This is a genomic window from Sphingobacterium faecale (assembly GCF_016746095.1).
Lineage (GTDB): Bacteria > Bacteroidota > Bacteroidia > Sphingobacteriales > Sphingobacteriaceae > Sphingobacterium > Sphingobacterium faecale.
This window is the reverse complement of record NZ_JAERTY010000010.1, coordinates 185,010-201,167: the sequence shown is the minus strand read 5'-3', so window position 1 is coordinate 201,167 and position 16,158 is coordinate 185,010. Positions and strand designations below refer to the sequence as shown.

The following is a 16,158-nucleotide window of genomic DNA, read 5'->3' as shown; positions in this document are numbered from 1 at the left end:
CTCAAATGTATGAATAACTTATCATTTGGCAAAGGGATTATTGTCCCCAAAGGAGCGCCCTTTCCAATAATTTTCCGGATTATGAAAATAGCAACAGCCTTAATGTTAGTTTTTATGACCTGTGCTTATGGAAGCGGGAAGGCGCAAAAAGTATCGCTTTCACTGCTTAATGCCAAGTTGGAAGATGCTTTTAAGGAAATAACTAAACAAACAAATTTCAAGTTTCTTTACAATGATGCAATTATTAAAGATGCGAAAAGAATCAATTTAAAGATTGACGATGCGGGGCTGAATGAAGCGATGTCTAAGTTGTTAGCCAATAACAATATGGCATTTAAGATAATCGATAAAACCATTACAATTAGTCCTATTGAAGATAAAAATTTAAAACCTGTTGTTGTTTCTGGCTATGCTCAGCAAAACCAGGTTAAAGGTACCGTTCATAATACCGAAGGTCAGCCTTTAGCTGGTGCTTCCGTTTCCGTAAAAGGAGGAAATGGCGCCGTTTCAACTAATGCTCAAGGGGAATTTACCATCAATGCGCCTGCAAACTCGACTTTAGTCATTCGTTTTATAGGTTATGATGGGACTGAAGTAGCTATAGAAGGTAGAAAGCTTGTTAACATTAGGCTTAAAGCTCAGGATAATACACTAGAGGCAGTCAATGTGGTAGCTACCGGATATCAGAATATTGACAGGAAATTTTTTACGGGAGCAAGTTCGAAAGTTAATGCTAAAGATGCGGAGCGATCGGGTGTCCCTGATGTATCTCGCATGTTGGAGGGGCAGGTTGCTGGGGTATCTGTTCAAAATGTTTCTGGAACATTTGGCGCAGCTCCTAAAGTGCGTGTTCGCGGAGCTACCTCTTTGTCAGGCGATAATAAGCCGCTGTGGGTAATAGACGGAATTATCATGGAGGACATGGTCAACATTTCAAATGAAGCACTGTCTACAGGAGATGCAAATACCCTGTTAGGCTCTTCGGTGGCAGGTTTGAATCCTGATGACATCGAGTCCTTTAATATTTTGAAAGATGCTGCTGCTACAGCAATGTATGGTGCCAGAGCTATGAATGGTGTGATTGTCGTTACGACAAAGAAAGGTAGAAATACAGATGGTAAAGCGAATATAAATTATTCCGGTACGATGACGACCTATCTAAAGCCGAATTATAACCAATTTGATATCATGAATTCTGCAGAACAGATGTCTGTACTAATGGAGCTTGAAAATAAGGGATATTATTCTCATTCTTCGATGGCAAATGTGAGACATGGAGGAATCTTTGCTAAGATGTACGATCAAATGTATATGTATGATCCTGCCTCTGATTCATTTAAGCTAAAGAATACCAAAGAGGAGCAGCTGAACTTCTTATCAAGGTACGCTAAGTCAAACACCGATTGGTTTGATGTGTTGTTCAAAAACTCGTTGCTTCAAGAGCACTCTTTAAGTGTAATGACAGGGACAGATCGGGCACAAAATTATTTTTCGACTAGTATGACGCATGATAATGGGCAGACTATTGCAGATAAGGTAAAGCGTTTTACAGGAAATATTCGATCGAATATAAAAATTAGTGATAAGTTAAGTGCTGAGTTGTTGGCAGCAACATCTATACGTGATCAGAATGCTCCCGGTACTTTAACGCGGGATTCTGACCCTGTATTTGGAACTTACACACGTAACTTTGATATTAACCCTTATTCATATGCTTTAAATACCTCGCGCTTAATCACTCCTTATAATGAGGATGGTTCGCTAGAGTATTTTACACGCAATTATGCTCCTTTTAATATTATTAATGAGCTGAACACGAATTATCTTAGCTTACGTATGTTAGACTTGAAACTACAGGGCGGTCTAAAATATAAGATTTTGTCTAACTTAACGTACTCATTAGATGGGGCTTATCGCTATGCTAATTCCACTCGTAAGCATTACATATTGGATAAATCTAATATGGCTGAGGCTTTTAGAGCAAATGGCAATGCAATCGTGAATGCTAATAATATTTTCCTTTACGAAGATCCGGACTATCCAAACAATCCGAAGGTAGTGATATTGAATGAAGGAGGATTTTTTAATCCATCAAGCAATGAAATTAAGAACTATTATTTCAGGCAAAATCTAGAATATGATCTTGCAATTACCGAGTTGCATCGATTTAATTTATTCGGATCTATGGAGATGCGTTATACCGATAGAGATAACTATGAGTTTGATGGTGTGGGTTATCAGTATAATAGTAGCGGATTGGTTAATCCCAATTACCTCTATTTCAAAAAGATGATCGAAGCTGCAGATCCTTATTTTGGCATGGGGTATGGTAAAGAGCGCAATGTAGCATTTATGTTTCGTGGAGCATATAATTTTAATGATAAGTATTCTTTTAACGGAACAGTAAGATACGATGGCTCAAATAGGATGGGGGCAGTGACTTCCGCACGTTGGTTACCGACTTGGAATGTTTCCGGCGCATGGAATGTCGATCAAGAGTCTTTTTATCCAAAAAATGATGTGCTTTCATCTGTTCGAGTTCGCGGTACTTATGGTCTAGTAGCCAATATGGGTAATGCTAACAATACTTCGACATTATACTATAATCGAATCACATATAGACCTAAGCCAGAAGATAAGGAAACTCAGGTTTATATTTCCAGTTTAGCTAATTCAGAATTAACGTGGGAAAAGTTGTATGAATTTAACGTTGGTGGTGACCTAGGCTGGTTTAACGATAAAGTTAATGTAACGGTTGATTTTTACAAGAGAAATATCTTTGACTTATTAGGTCTAAGACCAGTTTCTGGAGTAGGTGGACAGAGTCAAAAACTGGCAAACTATGGTAAAATTAAAGCTAGCGGTTTTGAATTCACTATCGCTGGTAACCCTATTCAGAAGGATAACGGCTTTAAATGGAGAACGCAATTTAACTTTGGTTTAAACAAGAATGAAGTTACGGAGTTGGATGTCAATCCAAACATATGGACATTAGTAAGGGCTGAAGGAGCACCAATGAAGGGATATTCCCAACGTGGTCTGTTTTCCGTTACATTTGATGGTCTAGATCCGAATTATGGATACCCAACGTATATAGGCACAGATGGCAAGAGAAATGAACCTTATATTTATCTTCAAAATACAACAGATGTTGCGAATCTTACCTACCATGGTCCAGTAGACCCAACATTTACTGGAGGGTTCTATAATCAGGTATCACATAAAGGGATTACTTTGTCGGCCCTGTTGACATTTGCCACAGGAAATTACGTACGTTTGCAACCTATTTATTCGGCTAGTTATTCCGACTTTAGTTCCATAAGTAAAGATTTTATCAATCGCTGGGTAATGCCAGGTGATGAGAAGTATACCAATATTCCATCCTTATTGGATGCATTTGATCGCGCAAATAATATCGTGCGTCCCAATGGTAATACGACCAATTCACAGTATCCTTATAATGTATATAGTTATTCTGATCAACGTGTTGCAAAAGGCGATTTTATTCGGTTGAAGAATGTTTCATTAGCATACCAATTGCCAAAAGAGTGGGTGTCGAAGTTAAGATTTAGTACAGCGCAGTTAGCATTGGTGGGTAATAATATTGCGTTATTATATTCCGACAAGAAATTGAATGGGGCTGATCCCGAGTTTTTCAATAATGGTGGAGTAGCAATGCCGATTCCAAAGCAATACACGCTGTCGGTAAAACTTGGATTTTAATTGAAACTATTATGAAACTACAAAAAATTAAAAGCATAGGTATTGTACTTTTCATAGTGACAATACTATCTTCTGGATGTGAAAAGTATTTGGGTGTCGATCCTGATATGCGTACGGAAATCCAGAATCTTGATAAGCTATCTCAATTATTGGTGAGTGGGTATCCTGATCGTCATTATTTTACATTTGCAGAAGTTGCTTCCGATAATGCAGAAGATAAAGGAGCACAGTACGCAGGTAGTAATAATGAGCCTTATATAGGATTGTATCATTGGAATGAGGTTTTAGAAAGAGGGAATGGTACGCCAGCTGAATATTGGTTTGCCTGTTACCGAGCAGTAGCAACTGCCAATCAAGCATTGGAATCTATTGCTAACAATGATTTTTCCGGGCAGAAGACATTACAAGGTTCTAACGTGAATCAATTTAAAGGCGAGGCATTGATCGCACGGGCATACAGTATATTTATGCTTTCCATATTTTTTAGTGAACCCTATGAAATAGGAGGAGCGAATTCAGGATTAGGGATCCCATATCCTTTAATCCCCGAAACTACGGTAAATCCTTCTTATGAGCGAGGTACCTTAGCGGATACCTATGCACAGATCGAAAAGGATTTGACAGAAGGATTGGCGTTGCTTCAAGGTATCAATCACGAGGTTCCCAAATTTCATTTTACGGAGCAGGCTGCACACGCCTTTGCTGCACGCTTTTATTTATTTAAGGGTGAATGGGACAAAGTAATTGAACATGCAACAGCCATGTATCCAACGAGTACGTTTCGATCTAATGTTAGGCAGTATGTACAAAAATTAAGCCCACTATCTTACGATGAGTATAGGGCAGCATATACAAGTTCACAAAATACGTGGAATGTACTTTTAGCAAGTACGTACTCTTTTGAACAACGTTACGACTATAATGGTGGTGCGAGATACAGCTTTGGAGAAACGGTGAAAAATATCTATACAGGTACCACCTCTTTTGGAGCTCCATTTTTGCAGAAATTTGGATCTTGGACGGCCCCCAATTATACCACTAATAAATTTAATGAAACATTCTTTTATACTAATATCCAAGCAGGGATTGGTGTGGCTTATATTATGTCGCCCATTTTGACTGCTGATGAAGCCTTGTTAAATCGTGCTGAGGCCTATATTCAGAACGAAGACTTTGCAAATGCGATAAAAGACTTAAATGATTTTGCCAGTACAAGAATTTCGGGATACAGCCCATCAACACATGGTATGACGGCTGCAAAAGCAAAGACCTATTTCAATGTCACGGATGATAAAGAAGCGTTACTTATGGTTGTACTAGAAGCCAAAAGGAAAGAGTTTATGCAGGAAGGCATTCGATGGATGGATATTCTTCGTCATAAATTAACGGTAAAGCATAACCATATCGCTTCAGATGGGACAGAAACATTTCAGGAATTGCCGGCAGGTGATAAGCGACGTGTCTTTCAGATCCCTCAGGACGCAATTAATAATGGAATAATACGTAACCCAAGATAACATCAATTAACTGTAATATGAAAAAGATAGTAATAATATGTATGATACTTCAAGTATTATTGTTCTTGGGATGTTCTAGGGATAATGATACCGTAGACGTAGATATGTCTATTTATAGTGAGTCAGATTTGACTAATAGCGCGCTCGATAAGTGGTTGCTGACTAATCTAGTTGATCCATACAATATAGAAGTGGTGTATCGCTTTGATCGAAATAATACAGAGGTAAGTCGTGATGTATCCCCCGTGAAACTAGAACGGGTACAACCCATGATGGAAGCTGTTTTGAATTGCTATATCAGACCTTATGAGAAGATAGCAGGTAAAACATTTATAAAAACATTTGTCCCTAAACAGTATGCACTTTTTGGTTCTGTTCTCTACAATACAAATGGATCTGTCGTGTTGGGAACTGCAGATGCAGGACGCAAGGTAACTCTTTATGATGTGAATAATTTTTCGGAAAGTGTTGTGGAAGGTGATGCTGGGGTTCGAAGAAAACTAAGAACCATCCATCATGAGTTTGTGCATATCATGAATCAAAACGTGATTATTCCACCGTCTTTTGCTGAAATTACCAAAGCCGACTATTATGAAGACTGGACTAACTCTTCCAATACGGAGACTTTGGCAAAATCATTAGGGTTTGTCAGCCGTTATGCGAGGGGAAAGTATACTGAAGATTTTGCAGAAATGGCTGCTCATTTGTTGGTAATGGGGCAGGTTTGGTTTGATAATTACGTTCTTACGGCTCCACGGTCGGCTCAGCTTAAACTGAGAGCAAAAGAGCAGGAAGTTGTAGATTACTATAAGGCAGCCTTTGGTTTAGATTTTCGCGCTTTGCAAAATGAGACGCAACTGGCTTTTAAGACAATTTATAATGCGAAGGATCCGACTGATATAACCCAAACCCTCCCTATTTGGCTGGGAACAAATAAAGTGAAATCTATACTTTATACTCCAGGGGCATCTCATTATACCAGCTATGGAATATCTACAGCCTTTACGACTGTTTATAACAACTTTGTAAATGCTGTAGCGACGCAGTCTACTGTTACTGAACGGAGGTTTGTTAAAAACATGGCGTTAAACTTTTCAAGCGATTCCACGGTAACCGTTAGCTTTGGCTATGCTTCAACCGCCACCGGAGCTATAGGATTTTATGCGGATTATGATTTTGGTTTTAAAATCAACGTAGCTACATCGGAAATAGTCTTTACCAAAAAGGTTCCTGAAGGAACTACAGGTAGTAACAATAATGGAGCATTATCTAGGTTTAAGCCTTATTTTGAGCAGTACATATTACCTTATATGACCAATCGCGTGTTTGTATTGAACTGGTTACCTACGGCAATTACACCAACAGATCCTTTGTATCGTACTTTTGGTGGATTTTATGAAAAGGATAATAGTACGAATTATTTTTATGGGCCAATAGAATTGAAATAATATGAGAACAAGTTTGATTTTTGGAATTTTGGTTATTGTCTCCCTATTATCTTGTCAAAAGGTGGAAGTAGAGCAATTAATGCAGGCTGCGCCTGAACAGCGTATTAAAGATTCTGTCGATTTTATTAAGAAATCCTTACAAAGTGCACCCTATGGTTGGCATGGGGGGATTGGTACTTCGGCTCGTGGTGGGTATGGTTTTTATATTAAATTTGATGCGGATAATACACTGCAAATGTTAAGTGATTATTCAGTCGTATCGGGCAATACGGTACAAAGTTCAACCTATCGTGTCGCAGCTACGTCTGTGCCAAGCTTACTTTTTGATACCTATAATTATATTTCTTTAATGCAAGATCCTGTGCCTGGTGTGGCAGGCGGAACAGCTAGTAGTGGATATAAAAGTGATGTGGAGTATATGTATAGAATGACTGCCGGAGATACGCTAGTATTTGAAGGACGTAAATACAAGAACCCATTGATGTTGGTGAAAAATACGCAGGCGCAGCAGGAGTTGTTTCTAAATAAAGGTTTTAATACTTATAAGAATACCTTTAGCCAGCTTTATGATGGATACAAATTCACTTATATCGAGAACGAGACGCAAGTTTTAGCCATTGAACTTGATTTGGCAGCTAAGCTTGCGCGGTTTTCGTTAATAGATAAGTCGAATAAAAGTCTTTCGTCGTCCGTGAATAGTGCATTTTATTTTAGTGAACATAATGCGAATCTGGTGATACCTATTGTATTTGGTAAGAAGAGAATAATCGGGCTTTCCATTAAAGATAATAAGCTTTCTATAAATTACTCGGATGGGACAGTAGATGAGGTCAGGCAACAAGATACACCTACGTATTCAATCGAGTCAGTTTTTGATTATAATAAAACATTTAAGCGTATATTATCTACTGTAGTGCCAGGCGTGTCTGCAAATCAACACATTTTTTCTGCCGTTCGTACAGCTTTCTCAGGTACAGGACGTACTATCTCATCGATGTATTTCGCATTTACAAGTAGTACCAATCTGAATTTTTACATTGGATATAGTAATGCAACAACTTCATTTAATGCGCAGGCAAACTATACGTATAGGCGAGAAGGTAATAAGATATTTATAAAACGAGCAAATACTAACGGTAACTGGGATTCTCGGGTTGCCGAACTAACGGCTGTTAATAATTTCTTTGGTACAGGTGAAGAGAGAGAGTTTACTTTGGAATGGGTGTCCAGTACGGATGCGTCTGTCAAATATCCTATTGCTGCTATCCGATCAGCGACAAACAACATGAATATGTTATATGGTAAATTAGGAGAATAGTGTGAAAGAGGTTGTGACAAAAAGACAACCTCCTTCACCTTCATATCGTACGTTTAAGAATGTTTTTTAATAATCACTGGCGCATCGAGTTCAGGCGCTAGGGGCTATTCTTTGTGTTCTGGCGTTAGATAAACTTATTCGCTATCTAGGGACTGCTTGACTTTATCAGCAGACCCTATTTAAACGTTTATATGAGTAAGTAAAGCATACCGCTCGGAAAAACTTTAGAGAGTTGAACTCTAAATGTTTAGTTTACCGGACCAAAAAACGAACTTCTGTAGACCAATCGCTTACTCCATTTTTGTTGCGAGCTCTGACTCTAAAGTAAATGTAGATTCCTGCTGTAAACCCATCCTGATAGGTTTTGAAGGATCTAGTGCTAAATAAGGATTCGCCCCATACCAGCTCTTTTTTACTTAAGTCTTCTACGGCAAAGCTATATTCATACTGCATGTCTCTACCTACTGGAGTAAATCGGAATGCGACTTCACCGGTCCGTCTGCCGTCTTCCAGTATTATTCCTGACGGGGTATCTGGTATTACGCCTGTCCGCTTGCCGGTCAACACCGGAAAACCGGAGCTGTATAGCAGGGATAGCTGTCCGTCTGCTACCATATTGACGTAATAGACAAGTTGTTGAAATAAATCTGCCAGTACGCGCTTCCGTTCACGCTTCAAGGCTTGCGTCTCCCTACTTCGACTAGCCGCGGGTACTACCGCTTCATAGTAGGATGCGTAAGCTTCTTCCAATTGTACTATGGTAGGAGTGGGATCGGTAAAGACCTCTGATGTCTTCATGCACTCTATAATGCGGGCTCCCAAGACAATTAACTTCTCATCGGCCAATCGGAAAAAGTTTGCTTTTGCACGGATGTACTTCATAATTAAAACAAAAAAGGTCAAGTAGTTTATAAATGCTTACCATTAATAGGCAGACTCAATATACTAAAACTTAAATGAACTCACAATTAAGAAGTTATGGTTTGAGTCTTTGCGAATGCTCCGAGGCATGTCTTTGGAGAGGACCTACTTCCATATTTTGGGTGTTAAGTAATCGGCAATGGTATACGAGTTGTTCTTGATCTGGTATAAGTAGTAAATAGTGGTGTACAACTATATGAGAAAGTCTTCGCAGTCTATGCTATCGCTACGTAACATGCGTTTAAAGAAACAATATTTTGCTCTGAATGATGGTTGGTGTTCTTCATGGTTAATTATGAGTGCGGTAGACTGTTGTGAGTTTCTCGCAGTCTCGTATAGGTAAGTCATAAAGTAAGAACAGTTAGGGATAGAATCATCATTATGGTTCCAATTGCTACGTAGCAACTGTAGAAAGTGATCTAAATATAGCAGGTACCGATATGAGTATGTCACATATGTAGCCCAGACTCTTAATTACTGCTGCTGGTTTCTAATCCTTTTGGTTCAGTATCTCATCTACTTCTACAAGAATGTATCCATGTTACGTAGCGATAGGGCGCTCTTTTATATTGATTTTTAGCGTAGAGGCATGGTTTTAGCAGTTTTATATCGGTATATAGAGCATTCTGCATGTGATTTATCAATAATATACAATTATCAGTCAAAGTCCGCTCAAGTCCCTTTAAGTCGGCTCAAGTCCGTTATAGCTTCGACTATGCTCCGTACCATCCTCGGGATTCCTTCGGGACTGCTTCGCCTGTCCTTTGACAATTCGTCGATAATGCTTGGTCTTCAAGGCAAACGATGGTCGAAGAATAGGCGAACAATAGGCGAGTATCCCCCAAGTCAGTCTCGAACATGTCTCCTACCTCTCTTGAAGGGAGATGCAATAACTACCGAATGCTATGGATTTAAACTGTACAGTGTATACCTGAAGAGCGCCGTGTCAATGCGTCGGTCTGTCACAGACTTACAGAGAAAGAAACCCTCCCAGTAATCCGTCAGGATTGTACTAAAAGGGTCAAAAAAATGAGTTGTTGAGCTTTTGTCGGAAGATACCGATACGAAGCTGGCGAAGAAACCTGAATGTGACAAGAAGAGGTTTCAATCATCGTGATTGAAACCTCTTCTATTTTAAGCAAACAAGAGTTGCTTAAAATGATCTATAGTCGCCCTGTAAATATTGATTTGCTTTTTCCTCTTTAAATTTTGCCTTTTTGGCATCCCAATGTAGGGTTTCGCCAGGGAAGCGTCCGGCAATAGTACCTAGTAAAATAGTTTCTGTGAGCCGGGAGGCATAGTCAAAGGGCGCGGAGCACTCTGCTTTTCCTAGGCAGGCATCTACAAACTCGTGGTAATGCTTAGCTCCTTCCTTATCATAGTCGCGGATGGGTTTGCCTAGATTATACGTAGCCGATACTTTGTCTATTTCATCGGTGATATCGACATATTGGCCATTGACTATTTTCCGAGGCAGCTGCATAAAGTGTGGAAGCAACAAACGTCCTTTGGTACCGACAAACATAGCACCCTGCTCTGGCAGCTGTCCATCGCCTGCTATCTTGGGATCTAAGGACAATACACCTGGATCATCCTGTTTCCTTTCTGCTGTTTTAGCCCCCTGCATGTTGGGCAACATCAGGTCTTCCTGTATTGCTGGTGCGCCGGGACCATCGTACCATATCCATTTTAAAGATTTGGTGGTATATTCGGTTCCCGGAAATTCATAGGTCACTTTGTTGTGCTCCGGAAATCCAAAGCCATTAGTGGGACGGCATTCATTAATAATCGTACGTGGTACGTCAAGCTTTAGTGCATTATAGGGTGTGTCAAAAATGTGTACCCCCATATCGCCCAGGGTGCCACAGCCGTAATCCATTATTTGTCTCCAACGGGCTGGATGATATACATCTTTTTTGTAGGGCCTTTTTGGCGACGTGCCGGCCCATAGGTTCCAGTCTAGCGTTTCTGGGATCGGATCTTCTCCGGATGGAGGGGGGCCGTCATAACCGTGGTTTTTTGGCGACCATGCGTGTACGGTGTGTACCTTTCCGATAATGCCGGATTGAATCAACAGTGTGGCTAACTTGTAGTCGTAAAAGGAGTGCACTTGAATGCCCATCTGGGTGACCAGCTTTTTTTCAGCCGCCATTTTTTTCATTTCACGCGATTCTGACACGTAATGTGTTAAGGGCTTCTGGCAATAGACGGGTTTATTCATCTGCATGGCCAATAGGGAAGCAGGAGCATGGGTATGATCGGGGGTGGATACGATGACGGCATCAATCTGATTACCGAGTTCGGCCAGCATCTTTCGATAATCCGAAAATATATGGGCGCGAGGGTGCAGTTTGTGTGCTTCAGCTAGGTTTACAGCATCCACATCGCATAGCGCGAAGACATCTACATTCGTATGGGAAGAGATCGCATCTAGGTCCGCCCGACCCATTCCACCAACACCGATATGTGCCGTGCGTAAGCGACGGTCTGCTGGAATAGCTTTAAGAATAGAGGGGGATAGAAGCAGTCCTAGAGCGCCTAATGTACTGCGTTTTAAAAATTCCCGTTTGTTCATAATCTAGTGATGTTTAAGTATACTCGAAAATAATATTATTCCAGGTTTATTCCAAGTATATAACACACTTTGCTTTCTGATTTGGATCGATACTATAGCAATAAAAGATTAAGAGCAGGCTTAGCCTGCTCTTAATCTTTTATTTATTCGCTAATATACTGACCTCCTGGGCGACTCTGCCCGCTATGTCTTTATAGGCCTGAGCGATGGTTTCACTGTCGTCCATGACAACTGGGAAACCATTATCTCCGGCATCGCTGATCGCTTTGATCAATGGAATCTCGCCTAGGAACGGTACCTTATTGTCTTCTGCCAATCGCCTACCACCATCTTTACCAAAGATATAGTATTTGTTGTCGGGCAGTTCGGCAGGTGTAAAGTAGGCCATATTCTCTACGATCCCAATAATCGGGACATTGATGCCCTCCATCCGGTACATGGCTATTCCTTTAATTGCATCGGCAAGTGCTACCTGTTGTGGAGTAGTCACGATGACTGCCCCCGAAATAGGGTAGGTCTGTGATACGGTGATATGAATGTCGCCCGTACCCGGTGGCATATCTACGATCAGATAATCCAATTCGCCCCAATCCGCATCATTGAAGAGCTGCTTGATAGCCGATGTCGCCATCGGTCCGCGCCATGGAATCGGTTGATTCGGATCAGTGAAAAAACCAATGGAAAGAAGTTTCAATCCAAACTTCTCTATGGGTTCGATTTTCGTCTTACCATCGGGCATCTGCGTAGCCATCGGTTTGGCTCCTTCAAGGCCGAACATGATTGGGAGGGACGGACCGTAAATGTCAGCATCCAATAATCCGGTCGTGGCGCCTGATTCAGCAAGAGCCAATGCGAGGTTGCTGGATACGGTAGATTTGCCTACGCCACCTTTTCCGGAGGATACGAGTATGATATTCTTGATGCCCTTGAGTTGAGAGGTATCCACACTAGTGACATTGGAGGTCATATTGATGTCGACCTCGATATCTTTATCGACAAATAGGGCAATCGCATTACGACAGGCGTGTTCGATATGCCCTTTCATCGGACAGGCAGGTGTGGTGAGTACCACATCAAATTTTAACTTGTTGGGATATATCTCTATGTTTTGAATCATATGCAGGGTCACCAGATCTTTTTTTAAATCCGGGTCTTCTACATGGCTCAATGCGTGTAATATCTGCTCTTTTGTAATCATAACTTCGTAATTCTATTACAAAGCTACACATTGCGGCAGACAAACGTGTCATGCTTGCCTCAAATCCATAATCTTTTCGAATACCTTGTCGATAAATAATACCGTATCTAGATTTCGGTCAAACTTACGTTGTTCGAATACCAGATCGTAGGCATTGTCAAATTTCATAGCGACTAATTCGAACTTTTGTAGCTCTAGCCAAGATGGCGTGTTTTCTTTGTCAGGAACGCTACATGTGATGGTCTTGAGATCCCCCTCATTAGATACTTTGTAGTTGACACTTACAGGCCTTGAACTGGCCTTAGGATAATGTATTAAAATGTTATTGCTCATATGCTTAGTGATTTTTTTGAATGTGAAATAAAGACGTAATAGAGTATAGCTGTACTCCTGCCATATCTGCTCTTAAATCGAAAGAAAATCCGCCCAAAAAGTCGAAGTGTTTTACGCCCGAATTTTGTAATATAATGAAAATAAGTTATATATGCAAGTTTTGCTCTTTGTGGTTTACATATGAGCCATCCGTGTAACGGAAGTATGGGTTCCAAATGTACATTTGGCCTTCTGTATTATTATAAGTAGTTTAGCATCAGAATATTTTTATAAACCTTGATTGTTTGATAAACAATTTTTTAAAACTTTTTGTTATGAAGAAAGCGATTGTTTTTGTGTGTGTATTTCTGTCTGTCTGTATCGGTTCAAGAGCTGTTGCGCAGATTAGTGAGTCCAAACATGAACTGCGATTTCAGATCAGTGATGGAATACCGCTAGCAGTTGTCAATGGTATCACCATGTCTTTAACAGATGCTTTTAGCAGCTCTTTTAGTGATTACAAAATAAAGCGTACAGGCGAAAGTCCAATGCCATTGGTATATGGGCTAGACTATAGGTATCATGTTACCCCTCGGTTTAATGTTGGACTGGACCTCGGCTATATGCAATTCAAAGCAGATTACGAATTGAAGAAGGGGGGGGATGTACAAGAGGGAACTCGAAAAACAAACTTTGTGTTGATATTGCCTTCTGCAGAGTACGCTTATATGAATAAAAGGAAAGTACGGTTGTACGGAAATGCTTCCGCAGGAGTGACTACTTTCTCCGGTAAATCCAGTGTGGGAGCAACGGCTAATAATGATAACGATTATAGCTCAACAGTATTTGCCTTTCAGATCAATCCTATAGGAGTTAGGTATGGAGAGCGTTTTGCTGGGTTTGCTGAGTTAGGATTTGGGTTCAAAGGATTTCTATCTTTGGGATTCAGTGCTAGATTATAGTTTTTCCAGCTCACACGGTAATTAAATCGAGATATCTTTGATGCTGTAATCGAGATGTCTCGATTTTTTTTTTGATGCATCTTCGGGATTTTCAAGCTTTTTATCTAAGTTTAACGTCGAAATTAGGTCGATTTTGATATGCGTTTTTCATCGTCACGGAAAAAGTGGCTTATAATAGCCCTAGGAGCTTTTGTTGTATTGCTTGGAGTAGCATTTGCTTTTGCGATGTCCAAACGACAGGGATACTTGGATATGGCTGTGCGTAAAGCACAAACAAAGCTTAAAAAAGACTATCAGCTTGATTTTAATGTGGCTAGTTATCGCTTTGATGGGCTGACGACTATTGTTTTTGATCGGGTTACTTTAATCCCTATGGGTCGAGATACGCTGGCTAAGATGGATCATCTGGGGGTCGGTATTCGGATATGGCCTTTATTGTTTGGTGAAGTTAAAATTGGACACTTTGATCTGGATAAGGGCAAAATGTCCTTTGTGAAAAAAGACACACTCAGTAATTACGACTTTTTGTTCCGTAAGAAGGAAAGGGACTCCACCTCCGTAGAAGAGCCCAATGAGCGCAACTTTGCAGAATGGGCACAGCGCCTTGCCAGGCAAATCTTTTCTAAGGTGCCCAATAATATGCGGATGAATGATTTTGAAATTTCTTACCAGGATAGTCTGTTGCATCAACGTATACGTGTGCCTAAAGCTATTATTGATGATGGCGATTTCGAAACAAGTCTTTTTCTGAATGATCATGATGCCGAGTGGCACCTGAAAGGTTACGTGAATGGTGATCAACAAAAACTGAGGGTCGAAGTGTCGTCGAAAGAGAAGAATACAGAACTGCCTTTTTTACGCGGCAAATATGGTTTGGGCATTAGCTTTGATAAATTGGTTTTTGACCTTGCGGGTATCCGGAAAGTGGAAAAGGATCTGTTGCATCTGACTGGAGCGGTCGAATATGATAATCTGGTCGTTAAGCATAGGCAGCTTTCGGACGAACCTGTGATATTGCCACATGGGGAGGCAACGGGGGGCTTGGCCATAGCTAATGATTATATTGCGTTAACGGATAAGTCAAAAATAATAGTTAAAGAGTTTTCTGTGTCTCCAAAGGCTAAGTTTACGATCAAGCCGGCTAAGAAGATTGAGCTTTCCGTACGTACAGGGCCGTTTACGGCACAGAATTTTTTCGATGCTATTCCTACCGGTTTATTTGAAAGTCTTCAAGGAGTGGAAGTGACTGGACAAGTGGATTATGATCTTGATTTTGCGGTGGAACTGGATAATCCAGATCATATCGTGTTCAAGTCATCAATCGATGATACCGATCTGAAGGTGTTGCATTGGGGGAAAGCTAAGGTGGACTCGCTGAATTTTCCTTTTGAGTATGACGCGTATGATGATACGACCTTTGTAAGGCACATCGTGGTAGGCCCGGACAATCCTAATTTTACACCGCTGGCACAGATACCTTATGTACTGAAGACTACCGTGCGTAATACAGAAGATCCTTTTTTCTATACACATAATGGGTTTGAAGAAGAAGCCTTTAAATTGTCCATCCGGACCAATATTAAAGAGCGGAAGTTTAAAAGAGGAGCGAGTACCTTGTCTATGCAGTTGGTAAAGAACGTTTTTCTAAACCGCAAGAAGACGATGACGCGTAAATTTGAAGAGATTTTATTGGTGTGGCTGATGGAAGCATCGGGGCAAGTGAGTAAAGATAGGCTCTTTGAAGTCTATCTGAATGTGATCGAATGGGGGAAAGATGTATACGGTATTGCGGAGGCATCGCAGTATTATTTTAAGAAGCGGCCTCAGGAGCTCAATCTTGGGGAGAGTTTATTCCTCTCTAGCATTGTACCTAGACCAAAGACAGGATTGTCTTCCTTTGATTATACGGGACATCTTAAGCCTTGGGTACAACGCCATTTCAATACCTATGGCTATATCATGACGAAGGTAGGTGATCTGAAAGATGTAAATGTGCCCGCTAGCTACGGCTTTTATGAGGTGGTGCTACAATCTGATCTGCGGCCGCCAGCGCCACTTGTAAGGGATACAGTATCGCTAGATGTAGTCGAGGAACATGAGCTTCTGATGGAGGAAATGGAAAGAGAAGAGGCGGCAAAGAAGTCTATATTGGACAAGCTGATAAATAAAGAACAAAAGAACTAG

The 16,158-nt window shown here is 40.6% G+C and carries 10 protein-coding genes; 6 read left to right on the top strand and 4 right to left on the bottom strand.

Translation table 11 applies throughout. The features are described 5' to 3' along the window. Nucleotides 1-9 precede the first annotated feature (9 nt). From JKG61_RS18280 to JKG61_RS18265, 4 genes are read left to right on the top strand one after another with little or no spacing between them, the layout of a single operon-like run. The gene (locus JKG61_RS18280; RefSeq protein WP_202104404.1) at nt 10-3,723 is read left to right on the top strand and encodes a SusC/RagA family TonB-linked outer membrane protein; all 3,714 of its coding nucleotides are present in this window, start codon (nt 10-12) and stop codon (nt 3,721-3,723) included. Nucleotides 3,724-3,734: 11 nt separating this feature from the next. Continuing rightward, entirely contained in the window at nt 3,735-5,240 is a 1,506-nt protein-coding gene (locus tag JKG61_RS18275; RefSeq protein ID WP_202104403.1) for a RagB/SusD family nutrient uptake outer membrane protein, read from the top strand. 17 nt (nt 5,241-5,257) lie between these two features. Next, nucleotides 5,258-6,688, top strand: coding sequence for a substrate import-associated zinc metallohydrolase lipoprotein (locus tag JKG61_RS18270; RefSeq protein ID WP_202104402.1), 1,431 nt, complete (start codon nt 5,258-5,260; stop codon nt 6,686-6,688). 1 nt (nt 6,689) lies between these two features. Then, entirely contained in the window at nt 6,690-8,006 is a 1,317-nt protein-coding gene (locus JKG61_RS18265) for a DUF4302 domain-containing protein (protein ID WP_202104401.1), read from the top strand. A 252-nt stretch (nt 8,007-8,258) separates the two neighbouring features. Here JKG61_RS18265 and JKG61_RS18260 read toward each other — a convergent pair whose 3' ends face one another. The 4 genes from JKG61_RS18260 to JKG61_RS18245 form a co-directional block, all read right to left on the bottom strand. Continuing rightward, nucleotides 8,259-8,888, bottom strand: a complete 630-nt coding sequence (locus JKG61_RS18260; RefSeq protein WP_202104400.1) for a hypothetical protein — start codon at nt 8,886-8,888, stop codon at nt 8,259-8,261. A 1,192-nt stretch (nt 8,889-10,080) separates the two neighbouring features. Continuing rightward, nucleotides 10,081-11,502 carry a Gfo/Idh/MocA family protein gene (locus JKG61_RS18255; protein WP_202104399.1) on the bottom strand — a complete coding sequence of 474 codons (1,422 nt, stop codon included), beginning with the start codon at nt 11,500-11,502 and terminating at the stop codon, nt 10,081-10,083. 139 nt (nt 11,503-11,641) lie between these two features. Beyond that, complete coding sequence (locus JKG61_RS18250; RefSeq protein ID WP_202104398.1) at nt 11,642-12,700, bottom strand: Mrp/NBP35 family ATP-binding protein; 1,059 nt, start codon at nt 12,698-12,700, stop codon at nt 11,642-11,644. Between the two features lie 48 nt (nt 12,701-12,748). Next, nucleotides 12,749-13,033, bottom strand: a complete 285-nt coding sequence (locus JKG61_RS18245; RefSeq protein WP_202104397.1) for a hypothetical protein — start codon at nt 13,031-13,033, stop codon at nt 12,749-12,751. 314 nt (nt 13,034-13,347) lie between these two features. Here JKG61_RS18245 and JKG61_RS18240 point away from each other — a divergent pair, with 314 nt between their 5' ends. Together JKG61_RS18240 and JKG61_RS18235 are read left to right on the top strand one after the other, a co-directional pair. Beyond that, nucleotides 13,348-13,974: an outer membrane beta-barrel protein gene (locus tag JKG61_RS18240; protein ID WP_202104396.1), complete on the top strand. Its 627-nt coding sequence runs from the start codon at nt 13,348-13,350 to the stop codon at nt 13,972-13,974. A 138-nt stretch (nt 13,975-14,112) separates the two neighbouring features. Further along, nucleotides 14,113-16,158 carry a transglycosylase domain-containing protein gene (locus JKG61_RS18235; protein WP_202104395.1) on the top strand — a complete coding sequence of 682 codons (2,046 nt, stop codon included), beginning with the start codon at nt 14,113-14,115 and terminating at the stop codon, nt 16,156-16,158.

Bases quoted from the DNA above. Each gene is read 5' to 3' on its own strand.
- JKG61_RS18265 (WP_202104401.1), top strand. From the start codon at position 6,690: ATGAGAACAAGTTTGATTTTTGGAATTTTGGTTATTGTCTCCCTATTA.
- JKG61_RS18255 (WP_202104399.1), bottom strand. From the start codon at position 11,502: ATGAACAAACGGGAATTTTTAAAACGCAGTACATTAGGCGCTCTAGGA.
- JKG61_RS18245 (WP_202104397.1), bottom strand. From the start codon at position 13,033: ATGAGCAATAACATTTTAATACATTATCCTAAGGCCAGTTCAAGGCCT.
- JKG61_RS18280 (WP_202104404.1), top strand. From the start codon at position 10: ATGAATAACTTATCATTTGGCAAAGGGATTATTGTCCCCAAAGGAGCG.
- JKG61_RS18250 (WP_202104398.1), bottom strand. From the start codon at position 12,700: ATGATTACAAAAGAGCAGATATTACACGCATTGAGCCATGTAGAAGAC.
- JKG61_RS18240 (WP_202104396.1), top strand. From the start codon at position 13,348: ATGAAGAAAGCGATTGTTTTTGTGTGTGTATTTCTGTCTGTCTGTATC.
- JKG61_RS18235 (WP_202104395.1), top strand. From the start codon at position 14,113: ATGCGTTTTTCATCGTCACGGAAAAAGTGGCTTATAATAGCCCTAGGA.
- JKG61_RS18260 (WP_202104400.1), bottom strand. From the start codon at position 8,888: ATGAAGTACATCCGTGCAAAAGCAAACTTTTTCCGATTGGCCGATGAG.
- JKG61_RS18270 (WP_202104402.1), top strand. From the start codon at position 5,258: ATGAAAAAGATAGTAATAATATGTATGATACTTCAAGTATTATTGTTC.
- JKG61_RS18275 (WP_202104403.1), top strand. From the start codon at position 3,735: ATGAAACTACAAAAAATTAAAAGCATAGGTATTGTACTTTTCATAGTG.